This window comes from Bacillota bacterium (assembly GCA_030019365.1).
Classification (GTDB): domain Bacteria; phylum Bacillota; class Sulfobacillia; order JACIYH01; family JACIYH01; genus JACIYH01.
In genome coordinates this window covers 34,589-51,835 of the sequence record JASEFA010000003.1, presented here as the reverse complement: position 1 = coordinate 51,835, position 17,247 = coordinate 34,589, and the positions used below count along the sequence as shown (strand labels likewise).

Sequence of the window (17,247 nt, the reverse complement as noted above, 5' to 3'; positions counted from 1 at the left end):
GTGGAATGAAATACCAGCGAGGTGCAGGGCTTGACAGAGGCAGAACTCCTTGAGATCATCGCCCGCGGCGAATCCTTCACGGTAGAGTTCAAGGGAGAAGCCCGTCAGCCGCTCAGCGACCGGGACCTGGTGGAGACCGTGGTTTGTCTTGCCAACGGCGAAGGCGGCCTCTTGCTGATCGGAGTTGAAGACGACGGCACCGTGACGGGACCGCGGCCGCGCCACGAGGGCGGCGTCACCGACCCCAGGCGGGTACAGGCCCTGATCGCCAATCAAACGCGTCCCTCGCTCGCAGCGCGGGTCTACGAGGTCACCGTCGGCGGCAAGACGGTCCTGGTGATTGACGTTCCCCGCAGCGCTCTGCCGGTGGGAACCACGGAGGGCAAATACCTCCGGCGGGCCATCGGAGGCCGGGGGGAAGCGGCCTGCGTACCCTATCACTTCCACGAGATGCAGGCGCGGCTGGCTAACGGGGGCGCTCAGGATTACTCCGCGCTGAGGGTGCCCGGGGCCACGTGGGATGACCTGGACCCATTGGAGTTCGAGAGATTCCGCCGTTTCGTGCGGGAAAGCGTGGGTCTCGGCGACAGGTCCCTGGTCGCTCTCCCCGACCTCGAGATCGCCAAAGCGCTCGGCCTGGTCGAGGCCAATCACGAAGTCCGGGCCTTGCGGGTCGGGGCTTTACTTTTGTTCGGAAAGCAGGAGGCCCTCAGGCGGTACGTCCCCACGCACGAGGTAGCATTCCAGGTGTTATCTGACACCCGGGTAGAGGTCAATGACTTCTTCCGCTGGCCGCTGCTCCGCGTCACGGATGAGATCATGACCAGGTTTCGCGCCCGCAATTCTCAGGAGGAGATCATACTGGGCCTGGTCCGTCTGGGCATCCCCGACTACTCTGAGGAAGGATTCCGGGAAGCCCTAGCCAACGCCATCCTGCACCGTGACTACACCCGGCTGGGCGCAGTCCACGTCCAGTGGGAAAAGGACCGGATCCGGATCAGCAATCCCGGTGGCTTCCCGGAGGGAATCCGCCTGGATAACCTGCTGGTGGCTCCGCCGCGCCCCCGCAACCCGCTCCTTGTGGATGCCTTCAAGCGCGCCGGTGTGGTGGAACGGACGGGGCGCGGTATCGACCTCATCTTTGAGTCGCAGCTCCGCTACGGCAGACCCGCCCCGGACTACGGCCTGTCAACCGCAACCGACGTCACGGTAATCCTGCCGGGCGGACCCGCCAACTTGCAACTGGCGCGCTTCGTGGCTGAACAGAGCCTGCGGGGACGCCCCCTATCCGTCGAAGATCTCCTCATACTCAATGAGATCGAGCGCAGCCGCAGCCTGGACGTGAAGCGAGCAGCCGAACTGATTCAGCGTTCCGAAACGGCCGCGCGCGCCCACCTGAACCAAATGGTGGAGCGCGGATTCCTGGAAGCGCGCGGCGAGCGAAAGGTGTCCTACCATCTGAGCGCCGCTCTCTACCGGGCCCTGGGAGAACCAGCGCAGTACGTCAGGGCCCGCGGGTTCGAGCCCATCCAGCACGAGCAAATGGTGCTGCAGTACGTGCGCAAGCACGGAAGTATCTCGCGGAAGGAAGTCAGCGAGCTGTGCCAGCTGCCGCCTCCCCAGGCGTACCGCCTGCTGAAGCGCCTCACCCAGAGGGGAGAGTTGCGCATGGTGGGCAAGGGTCGCACCGCCACCTACCGCCCGACACGTACCCAAAAGTGAACGCGGGATCGCTACACGAATCGCACGCGTGCGATATTAGGCACCTTAAGAAACGCACGCGTGCGATCCCCCGTGTGATGCATGGCCCACGCACGGCAGCCGCCGCTGCCTACGCCGAACTGTTCTCGGCGTTAGGACGCAGGCGGAGGGCGAGGTGGACGCGGATTTCCCCCCTGGAGGTGGTGACGGGGACCACCAGGCGGCGGATCTGGACCGTGCTGATGATGGCTCCCCGACCGTGCACAACGGAGGGAGGTGCCAGGCGGCTGCTGAAGCCGGCCTCCTCCAGGCCCGCACTGGCGCGGCCCGCGATCATGTTACCTAACTCGGCGATGGCGCTCTCCGCCATCCCGTCGAGGACGGGCACGGTCGCCCCCATCATAGCGCCGGCCAGCCGGCAGGCAGCGCTCTCCGACATGCCGTAGAACACGATGCCCTCGACCATGCCCGTCACGCCCACGAGCACCGTGACGTCGTCCGAGGTGAAGGATGTTTCCTCGGCTGCGAGGGTACCCAACTGGGGAGTTTCGCCCAGCTCGCTCTCGAGCACGTCCCTGATCGCCACCAAGAAAGGGTTGAGGAATTGCACGTTCACATCCGCTCCCTCCCGCCAACTCGAGCATCCTCTGTATTTCGCAAGAGATCCCGCAGCTGACGCAGACACAGCGCTTGGCTTCTGCGGCTTCGCCCGCGATGGCCGGGGCGGGTTAAGCCCCCCTGATGGCCGGGACCGGTCAGGCGTCGGGGGCTTCGCCCACGATGACGCGGTTGCGGTGCATGTTTTCCGCCAGGTCGTACGTCACCGGCTGGTCCAGGGGCCGACCCGCCTCATCCCGGAGCAGCCTCAGGCGCGGACGGGTGAGGAGGCCCGTTTCCAGACCTACCACCACCCCTTCTTCGCCCGTGCTGAGGCGCACGGCTGAACCGAGGGGATAAGGGGGAATGGCCTGGGAAAACGCCTGCACCAGCCGGTGGTCGAACTCGCTGCCCGCTCCGCTCACCACGTACTCCCACGCCTCACTGGACCCCCGGCCCAGCCCGGCCAGCCGGACGAAGGTGTCCGCCACAGCCACCAGCTGGGAGTGAGCGGCCAGACGCGAACCCCTCAGTCTCCGGGGATACCCGGAGGCGTCGACGCGCTCGTGGTGCTGGGCCACCGCCGCCTGCACGTAGGCACTGGCTGGCTGCCCACGCATCAGCTTCACGCCCAACAGGGGATGCGTGTGCAGCAGGGGCAGGTCCTCCGCAACCACCTCATCGGGTTCCAGGTGGAGATGGGCAGGCAGCAGGGCCAGCCCCATGTCGTGGAGCAGGCCGCCCAGCGCCAGCTCGCGCACGTACCCGCCCAGACCCGCCTGGCGAGCCAGGGACGCCGCCACCAGGGAAGTGTTGACGGCGTGCACCACGGGGCCGTCCTCATCCTCACCGCCCGCCACCATCTGCACGGCCCAGGCGGGTACGCTGCGGAGCTCGTCCTCCAGGACGGAGGCGATCTCCATGAGGCGCTCGTAAGGGACCGGCCACCGCGCCGCCTCGGCCAGCGCCGGGCCGCCGCCGCGCGCACCGCCCCCCTGGGCTGCGCCCGCAGCATCATCGCGCCGCACGCCACCTCTCCGGGCTGCCGCAGCGGCGCCGTCACGCGCACCGGCCCCCTGCGCAACTCCCCCAGAACCGCTATCTGGTGTTCCGCCGCCCGCCGGGTCGAGAGCGCGGAAATGATCCCAGAGGGCGGAGCAGGCCGAAAGAAGCGAACTCTTAACCTCCCAGGAGACATCGGGGGGCATCTGAATGTCGGTGAACAGCGGATCGTCGACGTACACCGCCTCCACCCGGGCCCGTTGCAGCCGGTCGATGTGGGCGGGGCTCAGGTCCACACCTTCGCGCAGCAACAGCCCCCGCGCGCCGTATACCGCCATCGCCAGGCGTACGCCGGGTCGCAGGGCCGAAACCCTCACGCGCCGCATCTCATCCCTCCCTCCTGTAGAAGCAGGGTGAAAGATAGCGCAAGCCGAGAGAACGGGGATCGCGCACCATCTCGGTGGCACCCAGGAAAAGCAGCCCTCCGGCCAGCACGGCCTGGGCCAGCCGGCCCAGGACGGCCTGCTTGGTCCCGTCCTCGAAGTAGATGAGGACGTTCCGGCAGAGCACGAGATGGAACCCGTGGGGGTAGACGGGCGAGAACAGGTCGTGGTAGCGGAAGGTGACCCGGCTGCGCACCGCCGGTACCACCTCCCACCTGTTGCTCCGCCGCCGGAAGAAGCGGTCGCGGGTGACGGTATCGACCCCGCGGACTGCCTCCTCGCCGTAGAGGCCCGCCTCGCCGGCCCGCAGGCCCTGCCGGTCGATGTCGGTGGCCAGCACCCGGTGAAACCCGGCGGGGTCGAGCTGCTCGATGAGCATGGCTACCGAGTAAGGCTCCGGACCGTCAGCGCATCCGGCGCTCCACGCCCGCAGGCCATCGGGACCCGCCGCCTCGATGAGGGCAGGCAGATGCTGCCCGCGCAGTTCCTCGAACCGGTCGGGGTTGCGGAAGAACTCGGAAACCCCGATGGTTACCCACTCCACAAACTCTTCGCGCCGGGCCGGCTCCTGGCGCAAGAGCTCCAGGCATGCCGTCCAATCGGCCACGCCTTGACGGGCGAGGAGCCCCCCCAGCCGCCTCTCGATTTGCTGAGGCCGGTACTGGCAGAGGTCCAACCCGGTCAGCCCGCGGATCTCCTCACAGAACTCACCGAACTCCATTCACGCCACCCGGCTGTTCCACCACGCCGCCACCACCTCAGGTATACCCCGCAGGGGAAGAACCGCGTCTGCCTGCCCCGCCTCGGCCACCGCGCGGGGCATCCCGTACACCACCGAGGTCTCCCGGTCCTGGGCGATCACCCTTCCTCCCGCCTCCCGCACCGCCCTCGCGCCCCGCAGGCCGTCCGATCCCATACCCGTGAGGATGAGGGCCAGGATCCGCCGCCGGAACACCTCCACCGCACTCAAAAGGGTGATATCGACGGCCGGGCGCACCCCCGCCACGGGGGGCTCCAGGCTAAGCTCCACTGCGGGCCCCGGCGTCACCCGCACGTGGTACCCTCCGGGCGCGAGCAGCACGTCGCCCGCCTGCAGTGGCCTCTCGCTCGTGGCCTCCTCCACCCGCAGGACTCCCCGCGCGGTCTGCGCAAGGCTGCGGGCCATGGCCGTGCTGAATCCCGGCGGGATGTGCTGTACAATGACCATGGCAACAGGAGCCAGACGGCTGACACGCCCGGCCAGTGCGGCCACCAGCAGGTGGAGGGCCGAGGGCCCTCCCGTGGAAGCACCCACCACCACCAACCGCTGGGCTGCCCGCGTCCGCCGCGGCTGCTGCTTGCCGGCGGGATGCTCTACGATGGGGTGCTCCCCGGCGGCGGCCGGCACTAAAGGGGGCCCAGGGGGGGTTGCTGCCGGGAGCGGGGGCGGGCTAGAACCCATGACCCGACGGACCCCCCCTTTGCCCAAAGTCGCTGCGGCCTTCACCTTTGCCTGCAGCTCCCTGCGAAGGCGGGGAAGGTCGGTAGATACGCTTCCGGAAGGTTTGGTCAGGAAGTCCACCGCCCCCAGACGCAAGCTGGCAATGGTGGCTTCTGCGTTTTCGCGGGTGAGTCCCGAAACCATCACCACCGGGCGGGGATCTCTGCCCATGAGCCGCTCGAGCATCCCCAACCCGCCCAGGCGGGGCATCTCCACGTCCAGGGTGATCACGTCCGGGTCCAGTTCCTCCGCCCGTGCCAGCCCCTCCAGGCCGTCACGGGCCTGCCCCACCACCTGGATGGCGGGGTCCTCCTCCAGCAGGCTGCGGATGAGCATGCGCATGAACAGGGAGTCGTCCACCACCAGCACCCGCACGGGCGGTTGCGCAGTTCCCGTCAGGTCGCGCTGCCCCGGATCTGCCACCAGGTCGGACCGATCCGCATCGGGCGCCGGACCGGGTCGCCCCGGGTCCGCTCCCAGGGCCTGCGGGAACATTAAGGTACCCATTTCTGCACCGCCTGCAGGACCCGGTCCGGCTGGAACGGCTTGACGATGAAGTCCCGGGCTCCCGACTTGATCGCCTCGATCACCATGGACTGCTGCCCCAACGCCGTACACATCACCACCCGGGCTTCGGGGTCGCTGGCCCGCAGCCGCCTGAGCGCTTCCAGCCCGTCCATCTCGGGCATGGTGATGTCCATGAACACCAGGTCGGGCTTCTCTGCCTCATACGCCTCCACTGCCTCGACGCCGTTTGAGGCTTCCACCACCTGGTGGCCCGCCTGCCTGAGCAGGCTGGAGAGTCTCACGCGCATGAATGCGGCGTCGTCCACCACCAGAACCTTGGCCATCCCCACACCCCGTCCCCACCCTATGTATCGTTCATGCTCCGCCGCGGCTACCCACGGGCCCCGCCAGGCAGCCCGGGTGCCACGCCCGTTTCGTTCAGGCGGCCGGGGTCCGCCCAGCCGTGCGCAGCAGGGTCGCTACGTCCAGGATGAGGGCCACCCGCCCGTCCCCCAAAATGGTGGCGCCGGCCATCCCCCGCACGTTGCCCAGCCACGCTCCCAGGTCCTTCACCACCACTTCCTGATCCCCCAGCAGCCCGGTCACTCCCAGCGCGGCCAGCAGGCCGCCCGCCCTGACCACCAGGGCAAACTCTACCGGCGCGGGGTCAAGCCCCAGGGCCGCACCCAGCGGCCGGAAGGGCAAAGCGCTCTCGCGCACCAGCAGGACTCTCTTCTGATACACCGTGGGAAGCCGCTCGAGATCGATCTCCACCACCTCGTCCACATGCCCGAGGGGCACCGCGTATATCTCTTCACCCCACTGGCAGAGCAGGCAGCGGATGATGGCCAGCGTGAGGGGCAGGCGCATCTGGAACTCCACACCCTGGCCCGGGAAATTCTCCACCTGGAGCGTTCCCCCCACCCGCTGCACGTTCCGCCGCACCACGTCCAGCCCCACGCCCCGGCCCGACACCTCGGTGACTCTGTCGGCGGTGCTGAATCCGGGCGAGAATATGAAGTTGATCACTTCGGGGGCGGGCAGGTCGCGCGCCTCATCAGCACCCACCAGCCCCGCCGCGATCGCCTTCTGGCGCACCCGCTCCACGTCGATCCCCCGCCCGTCGTCCCGCACCGAGATGAGGACGTAGTTTTCCTCGTGCTGGGCTGACAGCACGATCTTTCCGGTGCGGGGTTTCCCCATCGCCTCCCTCCCGGCCGGGAACTCCAGGCCGTGGTCGACGGCGTTGCGCAGGATGTGCACCAGGGGGTCGCCGATCTCTTCCAGGACCGCGCGGTCCAGCTCGGTGTCCTCGCCCCGGATGACCAGCTCCACCTCCTTGGCCGCGGCTGTAGCCAGGTCTCTCACCATGCGGGGGAAGCGGCGGAAGAGGTTCGCCACGGGGAGCATGCGCGCCTTCATGACCTGCTCCTGCAGCTGGGTCGCCACCCGCCCGACGTCTTCCACCGCCTTGCCCAGATTCTCATCGACCAGCCGGGCGTCAGCCAGCAGGCGCCCCAGCCGGGTGCGCTGGATGACCAGCTCACCCGCCAGGTTCATCAGTTCGTCCAGCACCCGCACATCCACCCGCACGCTGCGGGTGATGCCCGCTGCCGCCGTTCCCCGGGCGGGCTGCACCGCACCACCGGGTGCCGCCGCCGCCGTCTCCGCCGGGGGGGCGTGCGGGAGGACGCCCTCGCCCGCGGAAATCGTGACCTCCACGACGTCGGAGATGCTTTCCAGCCGCGCCCTGACCTGCTCGCGAGGGAGTGCCGTCTCCAGGTTCACCTCGAGAACGTTGCCCACCCGTTCGGCCTCGATGTCCTCGAGGGATGGCTGGCACGCGACGATTTCACCGGCATCCTCCAGCGCCATGACCGCCTGATAGGCACGCACCGCCGGCATCAGGCACTGCTCGTGGAATCTGACGCGAATCCCCAGCGCCCCGGATTTCGTCTTTCCCACCAGGAGGACGGCCAGTTCCCGGGCGCGGGGGTCATCCTGTTCACCCAGGCGGGCGAGCACCTCGGGCCCCTCCCGATGGACCGCCTCCCCCACGTGCGCCAGCTGGCTGCGGATGTGGTCCAGCGCACCCAGCAGCGCTTCCATCTGGGCGGGTTCCGGCTTTCCTCCCCGGCGCACCCCGTCCAGGACGTTCTCCATGGCGTGGGTGAGGACTGACATGGCGCGCAGACCCACAGCAGCCGACGATCCCTTTAGGGTGTGGGCAGCCCGGAAGGCGCCGGCGACCACTTCCGGATCAACGCTTCCGCCCTGGCGGGCGGAGGCCTCCATGACCAGGAGGCTGGATTCCAGCGCCGCCAGCAATTCCTCCCCTTCGACCAGGAATACGGCGATGTCATCCGCGGTGAAGGCAAAGGCGTCGCCCATAGGGTCCTCCCCTGGCCCGGCGTCAGCTTGCCACTATTTCCGCCACGGCCTGTTTATCCTCGCGGGCGAGGAGCTCTCCCGGACGCAGGACCACCACCAGGCGGCCGTCCAGATTCGCCACCGCCTCGACGAACCGGCTGTTCTCGTCCCCCTGCAGCACCTCGTCGGGAGGCTGCAGCTGCCCGGGCTGGATACGCATCACCTCGAAGGCCCGGTCCACCAGCATCCCCACCAGGGCGGAGCCGTCCTCTGCCACCATGATGCGCGGGCGCTCGACCGGGGCCGCATCCAGGCCGAGCCGCTGCCGCAGCTCGATCACGGGTACCACGCGCCCGCGCAGGTTGATGATCCCCCGCACGTAGGAGGGAGCCCCCGGTACGCGGGTGATGCGCTCCGCCTTCACCACCTCGCGCACCCGCTCCACGGTGATGGCGTACTCCTCGTTCCCGAGCTGGAACACCACCAGGGCCCGCTCAGCGCTCACCCCTGCTCACCACCCCGCGCCCGCTCAGCTCAGCGCTCACGCTCGTCCACCACCGCCAGCCCTCGCCGCCACCCGGCGGATTCGTCCCAGCATCCCGCCCAGCCAGGTGCGCCCGCCGCCCTCGCCGTCGCCGGAGTCGGCCGCGCCGGCAGCGGCAGGTCGGGAGCCGTCGCCAGTGAGTTGAAAGCGCGTGGCCGAGCGCCGGTGATCTTCCGCAATATCGGCCAGGCTGCGAGCCCAGCCGGCCACCTGCTCCACCACGGCATTGACCTCTTCCACGGCTGCCGACACCTCCTCGGCTGCCGCCGCATTCTGCTCCGTGATGGCGGCAATCCCCTCCGCCGCCTGGCCCACCCGGTCGCTGCCCTGGGCCATGTGCTCGGTGGCAGCCGCGTTCTCCTCCGTGGCCGCCGCCAGGGCATCTATGGCCCTGGCCACCTGCTGGGATTGCGCCAGCATGCGATTGGCTGCCCCGGCCACGGCCTCGGCCTGCGCGTCGGAATCCGCCACCATGCGGCGAATCTCCTCCAGAGCGTCGCGGGCGCCCTGGGCCACCTCCATTCCCTGGCCCACTTCCTTCATGGCCGAATCCATGCTGGCAGCCGTGCTGCGAGTCTCTTTCTGCACCGAAGCGATCAGACCGGCTATCTCCTTGGTGGCCCGGGATGACCGCTCGGCCAGCTTGCGCACCTCGTCGGCCACCACGGCGAAGCCCCGCCCGTGCTCGCCCGCCCGGGCGGCTTCGATGGCCGCGTTCAGCGCCAGCAGGTTGGTCTGGTCGGCGATCTCGTCGATCACTTCCACAATCTCGCCAATCCGTTCGGAGTGGCCACCCAACTCTTCCATCTTGGCGGCAAGAGCCGTCCCGGTTCCCCTGATGCGCTCCATGGCCTGCACCATGCAGTGGACGGAACCATATCCTCTCTCCACGGCCTGCGATGCCGTCGTGGAGGAGCTCTGAACCGCCCGTGCCGCCTCTCCCACTTCGTTCATCAGGCGCACCATATCGCTCACGAGGGAACTGACCGTCTCCACGTTGCGGGCCTGCTCCTGGGCACCCGCTGCCACCTGCCCGATGGCCGCCTTGAGCTCGGTCACGGCGGACGCCGTTTCCGAGGCGTGGCGGGTCTGCTCGGATGCGCCCCGGGCCACCTCCTGGATGCCGCGCGCGATCTGGAATGTGCCGCTGGCAGCGTTCTCCGCCCCGGCCTTCAGTTCCGAGGCGGTGTGGGCGGTATCTTCGGCCTTTTCCGCAGCCTCCAGGAGGACCTGCCGCAGCTCGCGGGCCATGGTGCTCAGGGAACCGGCCAGGCTGAGCACTTCGCCTCCTCCGACGGGCGGCACATCCTGGCGCAGGTCGCCTGCAGCCAGCAGCCGGGCGTGCCGCGACAGGGTTCTGATGGGCCGGAGGATGAGCGTGTAAAAGCCCAGGGTGGCTGCAATCACACCGCCCACGGTTATGAGGATGGTGACCCAGAGGACCACCCTCATGAACGCCTCGCTTCCCCGGCGGGCCTTCTCCACCTCTGCGGTGTACTGGTTCACGAATCGCGCCAGCATATCCTCGGTGGTGATCAGGCTGTACTGCACCTGCAGCATACCGGCCCTGGTCTCGGGATTCCCCACCGGCTTCTGGATAGCGAAAAGCTCCCCGGCCGTCAGCCCCAGTGAGTCAAGGAGGTTCCCCAGGTTGCGCACTTCGTTCTTCTCATCCAGCGTCCGGCACCCGGCCTCCATCTGAGCCAGGGTTTCCCGGGCCCTCTTCATGGCGCCGTCAAAGGAGATGGTGGCACCCGGGTCCGCCATCACCAACCAGGTGGTGACCGGGAACACCAGGGCCCGCATCTCACCCTGCAGGCGCGATGCCAGCTCCAGCCGGGCTGTGGCCTCCTGGCGCACCCGGTCTGCCGAGTTCAGAGCCACGTGGCCCCATACCGCGCTCGTCCCCAGCACGAGGATCAATGCTACCAGCAACAGATGCAGGTACGCCAGCGACACCTTCTTGCGCAAGCGGTCCCACAGCGTCTGTCTCATGCCCCGACCTCCCAAAGTCAAAAGCCCCATGCCGGGGCCGCCCGCCTACTAGTTATATCGAACGGCTCCCCCATTGCTTGAGCAGGTTGCGGCCTACCCACGCGCCCCCTCCGGTACCCTGCGCCCCGCCCCGGTAGCCCGTGGCTCCGTCGCCACCTCCTGCCAGATGCCCCAATGTGCCGATTCTTGGCGCACGAAACCCTCAAGCATATGACGGATTCCGGCGCACCCTCCTCGTCGGCCGCCATCCCCCATCTCCAGATCTCCACCAGCCCCCTGGAACCCCCTGTTCCATCTGTTGTTATCACATATTTAGTCCTGTGCCACCTCCCTCCCCCCCCCCAGCTAGGCCAATTCTCGGCATATGTGAGCCGGCTGCATACGACGATTTCCGGCATATGTGGGGCGTACAGAAGGAGGCGGGGGGGAATTCTGACGAATACTGGGAGGGGAGGTGATTGGTGGAAGTGCGCACTGTGAGGGTGCCGGTGCGTCTCCTGCTGGACGGATCCCTGCGGCCGGGGGCCAGACTCTTGTATGCTGTGCTGCTGCACCTGGCGGGGGACTCCGGAGACTGCTCGCCCACCGGGAAGGAACTTCTGAGCCTCGCCGGGATCGCCAGCCACAGCACCCTGGAAAGCTATGTGCGCGAACTGGTTTCATCGGGGTGGCTGGAGAAGCGCACCGCCCGTCGACGCAAGCTGGTCTATGTCCTCCATCACCCGTACCTTGAGGAACGCAAGCAGGAGCTGGCAAGAGTAAGGCGCCGCCTTGAGACTTATCCCCACAAGGGAGAAGCACTCATGAAGGAGTGGCTGAGCGTCATCGTCGACTCGCGGGATTTCGCGAACAACGTGCGCCCCGGCTACCTCACGAATCCCTTGACCGGTGAACTCATGGAATACGACCGCATCTATATGGGGAAGGTGGCCTTCGAGTTCAACGGTCCCCAGCACTATGGCCCCACCCCCAGATATCCCGACCCACAGGTGGCGAAAGACCAGCAGGCTCGCGATGCCATGAAGACAGGCATCAGCCTCCAACATGGGGTCCATCTGGTCATCGTCACCGCTGAGGACCTGTCTTTGGAGCGCATGCAGCAAAAGGTGGGAAACCTGCTGCCCCGCCGCGACGTGGACCCGGAAGACCCGGTCGTCGCTTACCTGACCGAAGCGAGCGCGGAGTACCGCGGGAAGGTCCTCCGCCACCGTTACCGCCCCCAGGCCTGAGGGCCGACCTCCTGTGGTACAATAGCCAGGCCGACGGTGCTCAGGCGGTTCCCATGAGTCTGATGCAAGCCGCCGCCGGCGGGGGCAGGACGGCGACGCTCTTGCCGGGTGGGGGTGACGATGTGGAGCTCGAGATCTGGCAGGTGGATGCATTCACTTCCGTGCCGTTTGGGGGCAATCCCGCAGGGGTGGTCCCGGATGCCCGCGGGCTGGACGAGGATCTCATGCAGAAAATCGCCCGGGAGATGAACGTCTCGGAGACGGCCTTCGTGCTGGCCGGGGCCTCAGACGACTCTCCAGAGCCGGGCGGCCCGCGCCCCGCGCTGCCGGTGCGCTTTTTCACCCCCACCACCGAGGTGGACCTTTGCGGGCATGCCACCATCGCCACCTTCTTCGCGCTCGCTCTGCGCAACCGCCTCCCCTCCCGCCGCAACACCTCCACGGAGGACCCGGGGCAACTGGTGTGCTACCAGCACACCCGGGCGGGAGCCCTGCCTGTCCAGGTACTGCTCGACGATGACGGCCACCCCGCGCGGGTGATGATGGCGCAGGTACCGCCCGCATCCCGGGGCGAACCCGGTAGCGAGGCGGTGGCGGAGCTCGCCGCAGCGCTGGGGGCAGAGGTGGCCCTCCTGGGGGAGGACCCGCGCGCCACCCCCGAGATCGTTTCCACCGGCCTCTGGGACCTGATTGTCCCCCTTCCGGACCGCAAGACACTCTGGTCTCTGGAACCTGACTTCGGGCGCCTGGCCAGGTTGTGTCGGAGGCTGCAGGTGGTCAGCGTCCACTGCTTCACCTTCGATGCCCTCGACACCGGCGATGGCGGTGAAATCGCCGCCCACTGCCGCGACTTCGCCCCGGCCGTGGGGATAGGTGAGGAGGCGGCTACCGGAACGGCCAGCGGGGCCCTGGGTGGGTACCTGGCCCTGCGCGGGCTCATCCCCTTCTACGATGGGGTGGCCCGGCTGCGCTGCGAGCAGGGTCACATCATGGGCAGACCCAGCCTCATCCACGTACGCCTGGAGGCATTCCCCGAGGGACCGCCGCGCGTTTGGGTGGGCGGAGCAGCCCGCCTGGTGCTGGAGGGAAAGATACTCCTGTAAGGCCAACGCTGAGGTAGAGTTCCCCGTGCGTCCCGGCAGGCCGAGCACACCGCTGAGGCGTGCAGCGTGCGGAGAGTGGAGCATACCGTTGAGGTGCGGGGGCGCATATGGTAGAATACGGGCAATGGAAGAGCGGACGTCAGGCAGCGCCCGACCTCCAGCATGGTATGACCACGCCTCCCCAGGGACGGGGGCAGCGGAACCGGTTGAGAGGAGGTGGCTGCCGGGCCCGCCCGGGCAGCGGGACACCCCGTGGGACTTCACAAGATGAAGTCCCTTTCTTTGTGTGGAGGGCGGTATGGCCAATCACCCCGCGGAGCAGGACAGCACGCCCAGCCAGCGCCCCCAGGCGCCACCGCCGGCGAGAGCGGCAGAAATGGCCGTGCGAGCAGCACGGTTATCTGTGCTTTCCAACTCTGCCCTGGTGGCCATCAAGCTGGCCGCGGGCCTCCTGATGGGATCGGTGAGCGTACTCTCGGAGGCGATTCACTCCGCCATGGACCTGGTGGCGGCCGGGATCGCTTTCTATTCCGTTCGGCAGTCGCGGCGCCCGGCCGACGAGGAACATCCCTTCGGGCACGGCAAGGTGGAGAACGTGGCGGGAACGGTGGAGGCGGTCCTCATCTTCACCGCAGCCGTCTGGATCATCGTGGAGGCGGTCCGCAAGCTGGTGCAGGGCGTCCGGGTGGAGTCCCTCGGAGTGGGGCTGGTGGTGATGGGGCTGGCCGCGGCGGTCAACTTCGCAGTGTCGCGCTACCTGTTCCGGGTGGCCAGGCAGGCTGACTCGGTCGCCCTGCGGGCGGACGCCATGCACCTGTCTACCGATGTGTGGACCTCGGCGGGCGTGTTCGTGGGGCTGGGGATCATGGCGGTTACCGGATACCATATCGTCGACCCGGTGGCAGCACTGATCGTGGCCGTGCTCATCATTCACGCTGCGTGGGAGCTGACCCGGGAAGCCTTCCTGCCCCTCATGGACATCTCCCTGCCTCCCGAAGAGCAAGAGGTCATCCGGGAGATCATCAGCAGGCACAGCGCCGATTTCGTCGGCTTCCACCGCATGCGCTCCCGCCGCGCCGGCCCCCAGCGGCACATAGATCTCCACCTGGTGGTGCACGGCGACCACACCGTGGCGGAAGCCCATACCCTCTGTGACGCCATCGAGAAAGAGATCGAGGGGCGTTTTTTCCGTACCGATGTGGTGATCCACGTAGAACCGTCGCCGCCCCCAGGGCCAGGCAGCCAGTCCCGGTAGAAGCAGGGCGGCGCCGCAGGCCGGCCCGTGGGGACGGGGCAGTGCAGACAACCGGGATGACCCGGCACCGGTAGTTGACTGCCAGCCTGTGGGGCCGGGCAAGGGGGCGTCAGAGCGAACGCAGGCGCTTCAGTAGCTCGAGGAGGGCGCGGCGGTCGTTCAGGGACGGGTCGTCCCAGACCAATTCCAGAAGGTGGTGGAGCACTTCGCCCACCCGGGGCCCGGGGGACAGGTGGAGCAGTTCCATCACGTCGTGCCCGCCAACGGGTAGCTCCTCCACTGCGGTGGGGAATCCGCGGTCCAGCTGGGACCTGACCCGCCGACCGAGTTCGTGGGCGGCCTCGCGCCCGCGTGCCCGGGCGAGTTCGTCAGCCTCCCCGGACCAGCGCGCCCCTGCGATTTCCACCAGGTCAAGGGCACGGGCCCGGCCGGTGCCCGCAATCCACCGGCGCAACCGGGCGGGGTCGGCCTCCAGCAGGCTTTCGTCCGCGCGGTGGGCGACCAGGGCACCAACCTCCTCCGCCACCTGGGTGGGGAAGCGCCACCTGGCCAGGGTCGCTGCCACCGCAGCCCGGGCCGCTCCCCCGCGGGGCAGGCCGGTCCCCTCGAGGAGAAGGGCCAGGCGAAGCTCCACCCGGGGCGGGAGCCTGTCGATGGCGTCCCACGGCACTGAAGAGGGGGTGATGCCGGGGAAGATGCGCCCCAGCAGGTCGTGGGCGGCCATGAGTCTCAGGGCCTTCCCCGCACGAGGGCCCCGCAGGATGCGCTCGAGCTCCGCGCGCACCCTCTCAGGAGCAACCCGCTCCACCAGGGCAGCGCACCTGACGACGGCCTGCGAGGTGGTCTCCTCGATTTCCCACCCGTACTCGGACACGAGGCGGAAGGTGCGCAGGGGGCGGATGGCATCCTCGCGGAACCGGCTCTCGGCGTGCCCTACGGCCCGCACCAGACCCCGCCGCATGTCTTCCTGCCCCCCGCAGGGATCGTGCAGATCTCCCGTGAACGGGTCCAGGGCCAGGGCGTTGACCGTGAAGTCACGGCGGGACAGGTCCTCGTTCAGGTCAGCCACGAAACGCACGTAGTCGGGATGGCGGAAGTCGCTGTAGGGTCCCTCGGCGCGGAACGTGGTCACCTCAATGACACCGCCAGTGCCCGGTTGGGGGCCGGGCATCCCCGCATCATCGGAAACACCGGAGGGAGGCGTGCCCGGAGGACCGGGCGGAACGGGGGCTGGCGTGCCCGGAGGACCGGCGGAGCCGGGGGGAATGATACCCAGGGTGCCGTGCCGGGCTCCTACATCGATTACGCGCCATCCTGCGAACAGCGGGCGCATCTCCTCGGGCCGCGCCGAGGTGGCCAGGTCCCAGTCGCCCGGCTCCCGGCCCAGGAGCAGGTCGCGCAGGGCACCTCCTACCACGTACACGGCGTGGCCCGCCTCCCTCAGGCGGCGGGCCACGCTGATCACCTGCTCGGGTATGCGGCTTAGCAGATCGGGTCGCATCATGGCTATCCCACAGGGCGCTGCACGGGGCACGGCCAACACACGGGGTAATGCACGGGGCACCGCCATCACACGGGGTAGTGCACGGGGCCGTTCCTGCGTGCTTCCTCGGCCAGGGTGTAATCCACCCCGGTGCGACGGGCCATGCGCTCCTGGAGGAACTTCAGGGCCACCTGGGGGAACAGGGCTACCGAGATGACGTCCTCCTCCTGCTCCATGTACGGGGCAGCCAGCCTGCGCGCTTCCGGGAGACCGGGCTCCAGCTCGTCGGCGGGGCGCCCCTCCACCACCTGCTCCTCCCCTATTATCTTCCGCCTCACCTCTTCATTCACCGGGCCGGGCGGCCTTCCATAGAGCCCCCGCAGGTAGGCTCTCACTTCATTGGTAACCATCTTGTAGCGCTCGCCGGCCAGCACATTCAGCACCGCCTGAGCGCCCACGATCTGGCTGGAGGGCGTCACCAGGGGCGGGTATCCCAGGTCTTCCCGCACGCGGGGGACCTCATCCAGCACTTCCCCCAGCCGGTCGAGGGCGTTCTGCTGCGAGAGCTGGGAGATGAAGTTGGAAATCATGCCCCCCGGGATCTGGTAGCGGAGGACGTTGGTGTCCACGCCCGGGGGAGCCACGTCGAACTCACCGTATTTCTTGCGCACGTCGCGGAAGTACTCGGCGATCTCGCCCAGGAGCCCCAGGTCCAGCCCGGTTTCGTAGGGAGTACCCCTCAGGGCAGCCACCATGGTCTCGCAGGCGGGCTGGGAAGTCCCCAGGGCCAGTGATGAGATGGCGGTATCGATGACGTCGGCGCCGGCTTCGACAGCCTTGAGGAGGGCCATGGAGGCCATGCCGCTGGTGTAATGGGTATGGACCTGCACGGGCAGGCCCACTTCGGCCTTGAGGCGACCCACCACGGTGTGGGCCGTGTAGGGGTCGAGGATGCCCGCCATGTCTTTCAGGCAGATGGAATCGGCGCCCATCCCGGCCAGCTCCCGCGCCACCTCCACGAAGTGGTCCACGGTATGGATAGGGCTGGTGGTGTACACCACCGTGGCCTGGACGTGGGCGCCCGCTTCCTTTGTCACCTCGATGGCCTTCCCCATGTTGCGGGTGTCGTTCAGGGCATCGAAGATGCGGATGATGTCCAGCCCGTTGGATACCGCCTTGCGCACGAAGGCCTCCGCCACGTCGTCCGGGTAGTGGCGATACCCCACCAGGTTCTGACCGCGCAGGAGCATCTGCAGGCGGGAGTTCTTGAACGCCCGCCGGAGGGTGCGCAGGCGCTCCCACGGGTCCTCGGCCAGGAAGCGCAGGCACGAGTCAAAGGTGGCCCCGCCCCACACTTCGAAGGAGTGAAAGCCCACGCGGTCCATCTTGTCGATGATGGGGAGCATGTCCTCGAGGCGCATGCGGGTGGCCAGGAGGGACTGGTGGCCATCGCGCAGGGTCGTGTCGGTGATGCGCACGGGTCGCGGTGCCGTCATGTCGCGCAAGACCTCCATCCGTCAGTCGTAAACCCGCCAGTA

The 17,247-nt window shown here is 68.1% G+C and carries 14 protein-coding genes; 4 read left to right on the top strand and 10 right to left on the bottom strand.

Features of this window, described 5'->3' with window-relative positions; genetic code table 11:
• The first annotated feature begins 30 nt into the window (after positions 1-30).
• On the top strand, positions 31-1,722 hold the full coding sequence (locus QME70_06410; GenBank protein MDI6894225.1) for an ATP-binding protein: 1,692 nt from the start codon (positions 31-33) through the stop codon (positions 1,720-1,722).
• Positions 1,723-1,831: 109 nt separating this feature from the next.
• Here QME70_06410 and QME70_06405 read toward each other — a convergent pair whose 3' ends face one another.
• The 8 genes from QME70_06405 to QME70_06370 all read right to left on the bottom strand — a co-directional run bounded on the left by QME70_06405 (position 1,832) and on the right by QME70_06370 (position 10,639).
• Positions 1,832-2,317: a chemotaxis protein CheX gene (locus QME70_06405; protein ID MDI6894224.1), complete on the bottom strand. Its 486-nt coding sequence runs from the start codon at positions 2,315-2,317 to the stop codon at positions 1,832-1,834.
• Between the two features lie 139 nt (positions 2,318-2,456).
• Complete coding sequence (locus QME70_06400) at positions 2,457-3,686, bottom strand: HD domain-containing phosphohydrolase (GenBank protein MDI6894223.1); 1,230 nt, start codon at positions 3,684-3,686, stop codon at positions 2,457-2,459.
• A gap of 1 nt (position 3,687) precedes the next feature.
• The gene (locus QME70_06395; protein ID MDI6894222.1) at positions 3,688-4,464 is read right to left on the bottom strand and encodes a protein-glutamate O-methyltransferase CheR; all 777 of its coding nucleotides are present in this window, start codon (positions 4,462-4,464) and stop codon (positions 3,688-3,690) included.
• Positions 4,465-5,730, bottom strand: a complete 1,266-nt coding sequence (gene cheB / locus QME70_06390; protein MDI6894221.1) for a chemotaxis-specific protein-glutamate methyltransferase CheB — start codon at positions 5,728-5,730, stop codon at positions 4,465-4,467.
• A complete protein-coding gene (locus QME70_06385) occupies positions 5,718-6,074 on the bottom strand; it encodes a response regulator (GenBank protein ID MDI6894220.1) in 357 nt (118 codons plus the stop codon). The genes cheB and QME70_06385 overlap by 13 nt, the downstream gene beginning before the upstream one ends.
• A 94-nt stretch (positions 6,075-6,168) precedes the next feature.
• Positions 6,169-8,121 (bottom strand): chemotaxis protein CheA, encoded by a 1,953-nt coding sequence (locus tag QME70_06380; protein ID MDI6894219.1) that lies wholly within the window; start codon positions 8,119-8,121, stop codon positions 6,169-6,171.
• Between the two features lie 22 nt (positions 8,122-8,143).
• The gene (locus QME70_06375; protein MDI6894218.1) at positions 8,144-8,605 is read right to left on the bottom strand and encodes a chemotaxis protein CheW; all 462 of its coding nucleotides are present in this window, start codon (positions 8,603-8,605) and stop codon (positions 8,144-8,146) included.
• Positions 8,606-8,641: 36 nt separating this feature from the next.
• Positions 8,642-10,639 (bottom strand): methyl-accepting chemotaxis protein, encoded by a 1,998-nt coding sequence (locus QME70_06370; GenBank protein ID MDI6894217.1) that lies wholly within the window; start codon positions 10,637-10,639, stop codon positions 8,642-8,644.
• Positions 10,640-11,100: 461 nt separating this feature from the next.
• Here QME70_06370 and QME70_06365 point away from each other — a divergent pair, with 461 nt between their 5' ends.
• The 3 genes from QME70_06365 (at position 11,101) to QME70_06355 (ending at position 14,226) form a co-directional block, all read left to right on the top strand.
• Positions 11,101-11,868 carry a hypothetical protein gene (locus QME70_06365; GenBank protein MDI6894216.1) on the top strand — a complete coding sequence of 256 codons (768 nt, stop codon included), beginning with the start codon at positions 11,101-11,103 and terminating at the stop codon, positions 11,866-11,868.
• 53 nt (positions 11,869-11,921) lie between these two features.
• Positions 11,922-12,971 carry a PhzF family phenazine biosynthesis protein gene (locus QME70_06360; GenBank protein MDI6894215.1) on the top strand — a complete coding sequence of 350 codons (1,050 nt, stop codon included), beginning with the start codon at positions 11,922-11,924 and terminating at the stop codon, positions 12,969-12,971.
• Between the two features lie 298 nt (positions 12,972-13,269).
• Complete coding sequence (locus QME70_06355; protein MDI6894214.1) at positions 13,270-14,226, top strand: cation diffusion facilitator family transporter; 957 nt, start codon at positions 13,270-13,272, stop codon at positions 14,224-14,226.
• A gap of 109 nt (positions 14,227-14,335) precedes the next feature.
• On the opposite strand, the gene QME70_06350 is transcribed toward QME70_06355, so the two are convergent.
• Together QME70_06350 and QME70_06345 are read right to left on the bottom strand one after the other, a co-directional pair.
• Positions 14,336-15,730 (bottom strand): hypothetical protein, encoded by a 1,395-nt coding sequence (locus tag QME70_06350; GenBank protein MDI6894213.1) that lies wholly within the window; start codon positions 15,728-15,730, stop codon positions 14,336-14,338.
• A 65-nt stretch (positions 15,731-15,795) separates the two neighbouring features.
• Complete coding sequence (locus tag QME70_06345; protein MDI6894212.1) at positions 15,796-17,205, bottom strand: oxaloacetate decarboxylase subunit alpha; 1,410 nt, start codon at positions 17,203-17,205, stop codon at positions 15,796-15,798.
• Between the last annotated feature and the right edge of the window lie 42 nt (positions 17,206-17,247).

Bases quoted from the DNA above. Each gene is read 5' to 3' on its own strand.
- QME70_06385 (MDI6894220.1), bottom strand. From the start codon at position 6,074: ATGGCCAAGGTTCTGGTGGTGGACGACGCCGCATTCATGCGCGTGAGA.
- QME70_06360 (MDI6894215.1), top strand. From the start codon at position 11,922: ATGAGTCTGATGCAAGCCGCCGCCGGCGGGGGCAGGACGGCGACGCTC.
- QME70_06380 (MDI6894219.1), bottom strand. From the start codon at position 8,121: ATGGGCGACGCCTTTGCCTTCACCGCGGATGACATCGCCGTATTCCTG.
- cheB (MDI6894221.1), bottom strand. From the start codon at position 5,730: ATGGGTACCTTAATGTTCCCGCAGGCCCTGGGAGCGGACCCGGGGCGA.
- QME70_06350 (MDI6894213.1), bottom strand. From the start codon at position 15,730: ATGATGCGACCCGATCTGCTAAGCCGCATACCCGAGCAGGTGATCAGC.
- QME70_06395 (MDI6894222.1), bottom strand. From the start codon at position 4,464: ATGGAGTTCGGTGAGTTCTGTGAGGAGATCCGCGGGCTGACCGGGTTG.
- QME70_06355 (MDI6894214.1), top strand. From the start codon at position 13,270: ATGGCCAATCACCCCGCGGAGCAGGACAGCACGCCCAGCCAGCGCCCC.
- QME70_06370 (MDI6894217.1), bottom strand. From the start codon at position 10,639: ATGAGACAGACGCTGTGGGACCGCTTGCGCAAGAAGGTGTCGCTGGCG.
- QME70_06400 (MDI6894223.1), bottom strand. From the start codon at position 3,686: ATGCGGCGCGTGAGGGTTTCGGCCCTGCGACCCGGCGTACGCCTGGCG.
- QME70_06345 (MDI6894212.1), bottom strand. From the start codon at position 17,205: ATGACGGCACCGCGACCCGTGCGCATCACCGACACGACCCTGCGCGAT.